General features: G+C 42.9%; 9 protein-coding genes. 6 read left to right on the top strand and 3 right to left on the bottom strand.

The annotated features are described in order from the left end of the window. The first annotated feature begins 77 nt into the window (after positions 1-77). The 3 genes from A3735_RS26555 to A3735_RS26565 all read left to right on the top strand — a co-directional run bounded on the left by A3735_RS26555 (position 78) and on the right by A3735_RS26565 (position 2,241). Complete coding sequence (locus A3735_RS26555) at positions 78-431, top strand: DUF6488 family protein (RefSeq protein ID WP_068510782.1); 354 nt, start codon at positions 78-80, stop codon at positions 429-431. An 873-nt stretch (positions 432-1,304) separates the two neighbouring features. Then, the gene (locus tag A3735_RS26560) at positions 1,305-1,952 is read left to right on the top strand and encodes a hypothetical protein (RefSeq protein WP_068507266.1); all 648 of its coding nucleotides are present in this window, start codon (positions 1,305-1,307) and stop codon (positions 1,950-1,952) included. A gap of 46 nt (positions 1,953-1,998) precedes the next feature. After that, positions 1,999-2,241 (top strand): hypothetical protein, encoded by a 243-nt coding sequence (locus tag A3735_RS26565; protein WP_156490373.1) that lies wholly within the window; start codon positions 1,999-2,001, stop codon positions 2,239-2,241. A gap of 276 nt (positions 2,242-2,517) precedes the next feature. Here A3735_RS26565 and A3735_RS26575 read toward each other — a convergent pair whose 3' ends face one another. Further along, positions 2,518-2,739 carry a hypothetical protein gene (locus tag A3735_RS26575; protein WP_068634429.1) on the bottom strand — a complete coding sequence of 74 codons (222 nt, stop codon included), beginning with the start codon at positions 2,737-2,739 and terminating at the stop codon, positions 2,518-2,520. A 29-nt stretch (positions 2,740-2,768) separates the two neighbouring features. Between A3735_RS26575 and A3735_RS26580 the strand changes: the two genes are divergently transcribed. Continuing rightward, on the top strand, positions 2,769-3,308 hold the full coding sequence (locus A3735_RS26580) for a methyl-accepting chemotaxis protein (protein WP_082865156.1): 540 nt from the start codon (positions 2,769-2,771) through the stop codon (positions 3,306-3,308). A 150-nt stretch (positions 3,309-3,458) separates the two neighbouring features. Here A3735_RS26580 and A3735_RS26585 read toward each other — a convergent pair whose 3' ends face one another. After that, positions 3,459-4,070, bottom strand: a complete 612-nt coding sequence (locus tag A3735_RS26585) for a Yip1 family protein (RefSeq protein ID WP_068508355.1) — start codon at positions 4,068-4,070, stop codon at positions 3,459-3,461. A 135-nt stretch (positions 4,071-4,205) separates the two neighbouring features. Further along, a complete protein-coding gene (locus A3735_RS26590; RefSeq protein WP_068508348.1) occupies positions 4,206-5,534 on the bottom strand; it encodes a DASH family cryptochrome in 1,329 nt (442 codons plus the stop codon). Positions 5,535-5,691: 157 nt separating this feature from the next. Between A3735_RS26590 and A3735_RS26595 the strand changes: the two genes are divergently transcribed. Continuing rightward, positions 5,692-5,952 (top strand): DUF3081 family protein, encoded by a 261-nt coding sequence (locus A3735_RS26595; RefSeq protein ID WP_197469968.1) that lies wholly within the window; start codon positions 5,692-5,694, stop codon positions 5,950-5,952. 23 nt (positions 5,953-5,975) lie between these two features. After that, on the top strand, positions 5,976-7,415 hold a 1,440-nt coding region (locus tag A3735_RS26600; protein ID WP_082886016.1), incomplete at its 3' end, for a cryptochrome/photolyase family protein.

Below are 7,415 nucleotides of genomic sequence, written 5' to 3' on the forward strand. Positions count from 1 at the left end.
CGAAATGACGAATCAAAGACCGAGAACTTCTCACGACTCAATTGACTAAAACGACAATAATTTAAAGAGGAATATTTATGAAATACTTAATTAGCGCTCCATTGATCTTAGTTATGTTTCTATTCGGGCAAACTGCATTGGCAGGACCAGGAAGTGGTCATTCCCACGGGCATCAACATAAACCTATCACTAGTGAGCAAGCTATCAATAAAGCAACAAAGCATGTCTGGAAGTTGGCCAAGAAGGGCAAAATTGACGCATCTTGGTCTAGCGTAACTTCTAAATCAGTCGAGGAAAAATCATTCGGACATGGCCCAGAATGGGTCGTTACATTTGAGAATGAGTCCATCGAAGACCCTAAAAAGCAAACGCTTTACGTTTTCTTTACGATCAACGGAAAGTACTTGGCTTCTAACTTTACGGGGCAGTAAGGCCTAACGGGAGGTGTTCGCACCTCCCTTCCTATATTTTGCTTATGTCCAGTTTGAGGCCATCTTCTCTTGAAAAACGACCTTGCTTCCAAGAATCTTAATTGTTCAAATCTGAATAAGTCTCGTGAAGAGCTTTAAATAACCTGCTTGAGTGTGCGATACCTAGAGGTTTTATTGATCCAGAGTGGGCTAAGAGTGGGGGGGAATACCTATCTGGCTTGTCATAATAGCTTTGATTTAGGGTAGGGCCGTTTAGAATGATCTAGCGGATATAGTGTCTATAGAGCTTTGAGAAAAATATGTGGTTAAATGTGACTTTATGCCTCAGCGCTATGTCTGAATGGTAGAGTAAGGACAGTATCACAGAGCCTTATAAACTGAATTTCAATTTTTAATCGAGTATCTACTATGAAAAGTTGTAGCACCTTTAAGCAGCCCGGTTGAGTAGTGTTGAGTTTGGCCCCTGAAATATGGGGCTTTTTTTTGCGTTAAGGTTAGGTGCTAATGATCCTTTATTTGGGGTCGTCAATATTATTATCTAATAAGATCAGAGTTTTACAGATACCAACGGAATAAAATGTCTGATATTCTTATAGAAGCTCAAAAGGAAGGGTTTCTCCCAGAAACTCAAGTGGCATTGGGCACTAGCGAAGAAACGATCGAATGTGAAGGTTGTTATTCGCAGGTACAAGAAAGGGATTTAAAAGGCGGGGAGGCATGTCCTTACTGTTCTCTCGTGATTGCATAAAGTGCGAAAGAACATTTCCTAGCTTTGATCAAGTCTATAAAGGTCACCTAACAAAGACCCTCTGATTTGTAAATCCCTTTTGATGCTGAAATATAATCTATTTTCACTATTCAGGGGATAAAGGAATGCAAAATACGGCTATAAAAGTTATATCAACGTGCTTAGTTACTGGAACTCTAATTGGCTGTAATGGAGGTGGAAGTGGTGGCGGTGGAGCTGCCCCTGGAACTAATGGTGGTCAAGGCGGTGGAGTAGGGCCTGAGTTAGTAATCGAGTTTAGAGAGGCACCTCTAGACCCAAAGGTTTTTAATCTGCTTTCAAATGATAGAAGTACAGAAAATCACTTTAACCCTGAAGAAAAGTTAAGCATAACTTGGATGACAACGGTTAAATATTCGGATGACACTACGTTAGGTGTTAATCAAAGAGAGCTTTACCAAGCAAAGGTCTATCTGAGTGATAATGATATTATTGAGATTGATAATGATCTGGAGTTGTTCACTATCCAGTGTTCTTTCCCAATGGCATTGGGAGCAGATTATGGGTGTAGTGAATTCGCTTCATTTGAAAGTGTATATGCAAAGGATAATTTGAACCAATTTTCTACAACAAGTATTCCTTTAAATAAGCCTGAAGGTATCCAAAATCATGTTGTCGATGCAACGGATTTTCTGGATATTATTCCAAAAGATGCCAATGTTATAATAGAGACCTGCTTGATATCTGAGCCTGACAATTGTGCAGAGGCATCTGTTGCAATTGAGTTATACTAGCCAAACATCCCTGATGCATAATAGAAAAAAAATGAAGGCAGTTTTTTTGAAAAGACCTATAGAGATTCCTTTCTGTGAAGACATAGATGGTTTAACCGATGCTGTAGAACTCATGCTGGACCTAGTTCAAACCAACATTGATAAAGGGTTCATCCTGGATATAGACGCTGTTTTCGAATATGCGCAAGATGGTTTTACTCTGGTTACCTTTAACCTTTTAGTTAAGAATCTCAATAAAACGCTTTCCGATCAGGCAAGGGCAGTCACTCAAACTTTCACTGTGCATTAATTTAACCTGGTCAGCTGTCTGGAACCCGTGTCTTCTGCGTCGAAATTAGATCATTATAGAGAGCTCGCGGGACCAATTATTCATGCAGTTATCCTCGAAACGGGGAAAAATGATGTGAAGCTGATACGGAAAAAACTAAACCAGGCTTACCCATTTGAAGCTAGGTGTGGACAGGCTTATCGAGCCTGGTTATCAGAAGTACATTCCCAACTTGGCTTTACCTTACGAAGAAAAAACAGTTCAGAAAAACAATTAGACCTGTTCGATCAACCTTAATTATTCTTCTTCGACGGCCTCTAGAACGGATTCAACAGAAGCTGTAGCTAAGCCATCAACATTGACTGAGAAGTTGGGTTTCCCTAGTGAAAGCGCTGCCCCTATAAAAGTATTCCCAATCGCGGTCAATTTCTCTTCATGATCCTCAACACCTAACTGATCACACAAATCAGCCACACCATTAGCAAACTCTTGCAGTTTATCTTCTGTCAGACCTGTCATAGATATTCCTTTAGTACGATTCTGAATCAATGGCAACAGCGATACAGAATATGGAGGAAGTGAAGGAAAGTAATGACGGTATTCTTGCCATGATGAATGTCATTACGGATATCGCTGAGCAGACCAATCTTCTTGCACTTAATGCTGCAATTGAAGCGGCCCGTGCAGGGGATCAAGGTAGAGGATTTGCTGTCGTGGCTGATGAGGTTAGGACACTGTCCAAAAAAAGCAACGAATCAGCTCAGAAGATTAGAACTTTGTTAGACAAAGCGAGTTCTGATGTCAAAGCGGGTGCTGAAGCAGTCAATATGTCGGGCTCCGCGCTAGATAAAGTCGTCATTTCGGTAAAACAGGCGGCGGGGAATATTTCTACCGTCTCAGATTCAATGAGCAAGCAACGTACGCAGATTGAAGAGATTGTTCTGGAGAGTAAGAATGTTGAAGATATTAGTCGAACAAACGCCGACGCGGGGCAAACTTTGATGGATGCAAGTCAGGGGCTTTCAGAATTAGCGCACGAGTTATCAATCATGGCAAAAGATATGAACACCCTAGTAAGAAGCGCGTAGTGATCGCAGCTAATATTGAACACAGTTGAGCACGGTGACTAGTACAATCGGTATCCAACCAAGCTTGTCATCCGCTGAAAACATATTGACATTAAGAACGCCATCGACAGACCGGGTTCAACATTGATGAACCCGTCTATCTCGCTTTACTTAACCTGATACGAACTGAGGGGCGAAGCCTATGCTCCAGATGACGACTGTACCGACTCTTGTTGCTACAAGGTAAACGAGAGCGACAGTCAAGATAGCGCCGCTAAACAACAATGCGCGTTCTTTGCTAATACCCATGACAATCGGTAAACCGTCGTAGATCAAGAATCCTGCATATACTGCCGCTATAAGATATACAGCCATGTTGAAAATAGGTTCAGGGTTTAAAAGGGCGATACCAGCCAAAAAAAGTGGCGTACAAGAATAGGCTGCCAAGGCGATACCGTTTGCTGCATATTCATCATGTTTGCCTCCATAGGTTTTAGACATCCAATCGATTGCCCAGCCAAGCCCAAATACACCAATAAGCATTGCGATGTAGGTGATTATGTTGAGTTGCAAAGCGCTCTGGGTCGTCAGTTTAGTGATTTGCCCATCGCCAACTTGCCAACCAAACTGTGTCGTCGATATATAGGCGCATATTGGGCTAATCATTGCTAGAACGGCAATGTATGCAACATAAATTCTTCCCGGATTACTATGTTCTTTGCGGATCGATTCCCATTCTTCATCAGGGTGAGTGAACATTCCAAAAGCATGATTCAGTAACATTGTATTTCCCCATATTTTCCAAAAGAATATTTGCTTGATAGTAGACTTGAAATTTGCCTTTCTCATCGATCCGTTACGCTAGGAATCAATTAATGGATCACTCGGTTTTTTGCTCGTCTTTGTTCGGTATCTCTATTACTCGTGTATGATTGGCCAGTCGGCAGCATCGCGAGAGTCTAAATTTGGATCCGTTTCAGCTCCCCAGCGTTTTTGATACAAACCGTCAGGGTCATAGAGTCTCGACTGCTTTTCAAGATCGAAGTGGCGCCCTCCTCTTGGGTCAACCCCCACGCCTGCAATGTATTGCCAATTGCCCCAATTTACTGCCAAGTCAAAGTCAATGAGACAGTACTCAAACCAAGCTGCTCCATAGCGCCAGTCCACGCTCAATTCATTAACCAAACAACTGGCTGCGATTTGTCGGCCTCTGTTTGATAGATACCCCGTGTTTTTTAGTTCCTTCATGCAGGCATTGACAATCTTGAAAGGCGTTTCGCCTTCACACCATTTACTGAAGCGTTCAGGGTAGAAACTAGTAAGCGGGGGTGACTTTTTGGATCCTTGGAAACTAAATAGTTGGTCTCCTTTTAGAAAGTGCCACCATTGGAAATATTCTCTCCACAATAGCTCGACATATAGCCAACGAGATGAATCGTTAGACCCGTTTTCCTGTTCGTATTCAAGCAATTTCTTGATGACCTGGCGTGGAGATAGACAGCCGCTACTTAACCAGGGTGATATTTTGCTGCTGTTGGTCCAGCCGGATAATTCATTCCTTACTGTCTTGTAGCGACGGGGCGCATCACTGGAGAAATACTCGAACAGATGGCCAAACGCTTCGCGTTCACCACCGGTAAAGCGGAGCGAAGTCGTATTCACAGGAAGCCAATCAGGAATCTTCTCTGCTTCCAACATATCTATCTTAGGCATGATTGGCAGGAATTTGGGGGCAGGAAGGGGGTCAGGGACACCTTGATTTTCAATTGATTTCCTGAAGCGTGAGTATGTTTGGGGTAACTGAGAGACCTTAAACGGTAGTTCTAACTCATTGAAGATCGTGTATTGTTCATATTCTATTACCGCAGCCTCGGAGCATTTCCTGCGAATCGCTTTAAGGATGTGCCGCTCATAAGAACCGGAAGACTGAGTCAATACGAGGTCACTAAAGCCGTAATTATTGATAAGGTTGGATATCAGCTCAGTTGTATCACCATATAAAACAATCAGCTCTTGGTCATATCGTGCGAGGTTTTGTTTTAAATCCTGAATGCATTCCAAGGTGAACTGCCAGCGATGTTTGCTGATGGAAGGTTGCTGCCATAGCTTCTGCTGAAACCATCTAGGGTCTACGACATAGATGCACAGTAGGCGATCGGCGCTTTTTATGGCGTGCAGCGCCTGGTTGTCATGAATTCGCAGGTCTCGAGTAAACCAGTATAGAACTCTTCGTTGTTTAATGAGCATATGGATTCCGTAGTGCGCTGAGGGTGTTTCAGGCACTTACGAAGCAGGTTTCATTTTGGATCAGTGCATGGGGTGATCCATTGACGCGTTGATGCGTATAAGCTTTTAAATGCTCGGTGTGGTCTTGGGGCACATTCTAATTTTAGGAGTTGGGAACTTGGAACAGCATATTGAACCAAAGGTAGTCATGCTGGCAGCTGAATGCATTCGGCAAAAAGGAAGCATGGAGGGAGGCAAGCTTATTTATCAGCAAATTAGCCTCGAACTGAGTTATGACGGTTACACGATTATGCTCAGTGACCACAAAGTTAAGCTAACTCTCTTTTTTCACAACAAGATGAAAATTGAGTGCGCTCAAAACAGGGATCTGGAGAGTTTTTACGAAAAGTTGAAAAATATTGCACGCACTGTTTTCTAGCAATGGCCAACGAGAGAGAAATCATGAGTTTGAAAACCAAGCGTCTAAGGCTTGTTTTGGGGGATCAATTAAATAGCCGTCACTCTTGGTTCAAGGAATCTGATCCTGACACCTTGTACATTTTGGCTGAACTGACGCAGGAAACTAACTACGTAAAGCATCATGTTCAAAAAGTTTGTGCTTTCTTTGCCGCGATGGAGGATTTTGCGGAGAATCTAAGACAGGCAGGACATAGGGTAAAGTACTTCAATTTGGACGAAAGCTCGGGATATAAAGATTTGCCAGCATTGCTTTCATCTGTCATTGAACGCTGCGCTTGTCAGGTATTTGAATATCAGCAACCTGATGAATATCGACTGCATGTTCAACTACGTGAATTTACTCGAGACTTGGAGATCACCTCCCGACTCTATGAAACCGAGCATTTTTTTCTTGAGCACAACGAACTACCTCTATGGTTCGAAGGTGGCAGACATCATCGAATGGAAGGTTTCTATCGTAAAATGCGTAAACGCTTCAGTGTCTTGATGGAAGGAGGCAGCCCTTTAGGTGGAAAGTGGAATCACGATGAGGACAATCGTCATGCGCTCAAAAAGAAAGACTTAGCTGATATTCCCCAGCCACTGGTGTTTGAAAATGACGTAAGTGTCATTCTAAAACGGTTGAACGATCATGAGATTGTCAGTTTCGGTAATGCGAACATTAAGCTAGTTTGGCCGATTAACCATCGACAAGCGATGGCTCAACTTCAATACTTTTGCCAAGTATGCCTCCCGAAATTCGGCTACTTTCAAGACGCGATGACCTGCAATTCTCCTCACTCCTGGAGCCTATATCACTCACGGCTGAGTTTTGCTTTGAATGCCAAGATTATTAGCCCTGATGAGGTGATCGATGTCGCCATTGAAACATACTATCAACAGCAATCTAGTATTTCGATTTCGCAGATCGAAGGCTTTGTTCGTCAGATTCTTGGCTGGCGAGAATATGTTAGAGGAATGTACTGGGCCAATATGCCGGATTATACGGAACAGAATCGATTGAATGCGAGTAGACCTTTGCCAAGTTGGTTTTGGACTGGTGAAACCAAGATGGCGTGTATGAAGGAGAGTATCAAACAGTCTTTAGAGTATGCTTATGCCCACCATATTCAGCGCTTAATGATAACAGGTAACTTCTCTTTGCTGGCTGGTCTTCATCCCGATGAGGTAGATGATTGGTATTTAGGGATTTATATCGATGCCTTACAGTGGGTTGAGCTACCCAATACTCGAGGGATGGCCTTGTTTGCTGATGGGGGGTGGATCGCCACAAAACCCTATGCTGCGAGCGGCAACTATATCAACAAGATGAGTGACTACTGTAAGAGTTGTCATTATAAGGTTAAAGAGAAGGTAACGCCCGACGCCTGTCCATTCAATGCTCTTTACTGGGATTTTTTTGGAAGGCATGAAGAACGCTTG

The organism is Oleiphilus sp. HI0061 (assembly GCF_001635675.1).

What these genes read in the sequence shown, in the direction of transcription:
- A3735_RS26580 (WP_082865156.1), top strand. Translation starts at nt 2,769, where the DNA reads ATGGCAACAGCGATACAGAATATGGAGGAAGTGAAGGAAAGTAATGAC.
- A3735_RS26590 (WP_068508348.1), bottom strand. Translation starts at nt 5,534, where the DNA reads ATGCTCATTAAACAACGAAGAGTTCTATACTGGTTTACTCGAGACCTG.
- A3735_RS26555 (WP_068510782.1), top strand. Translation starts at nt 78, where the DNA reads ATGAAATACTTAATTAGCGCTCCATTGATCTTAGTTATGTTTCTATTC.
- A3735_RS26585 (WP_068508355.1), bottom strand. Translation starts at nt 4,070, where the DNA reads ATGTTACTGAATCATGCTTTTGGAATGTTCACTCACCCTGATGAAGAA.
- A3735_RS26575 (WP_068634429.1), bottom strand. Translation starts at nt 2,739, where the DNA reads ATGACAGGTCTGACAGAAGATAAACTGCAAGAGTTTGCTAATGGTGTG.
- A3735_RS26560 (WP_068507266.1), top strand. Translation starts at nt 1,305, where the DNA reads ATGCAAAATACGGCTATAAAAGTTATATCAACGTGCTTAGTTACTGGA.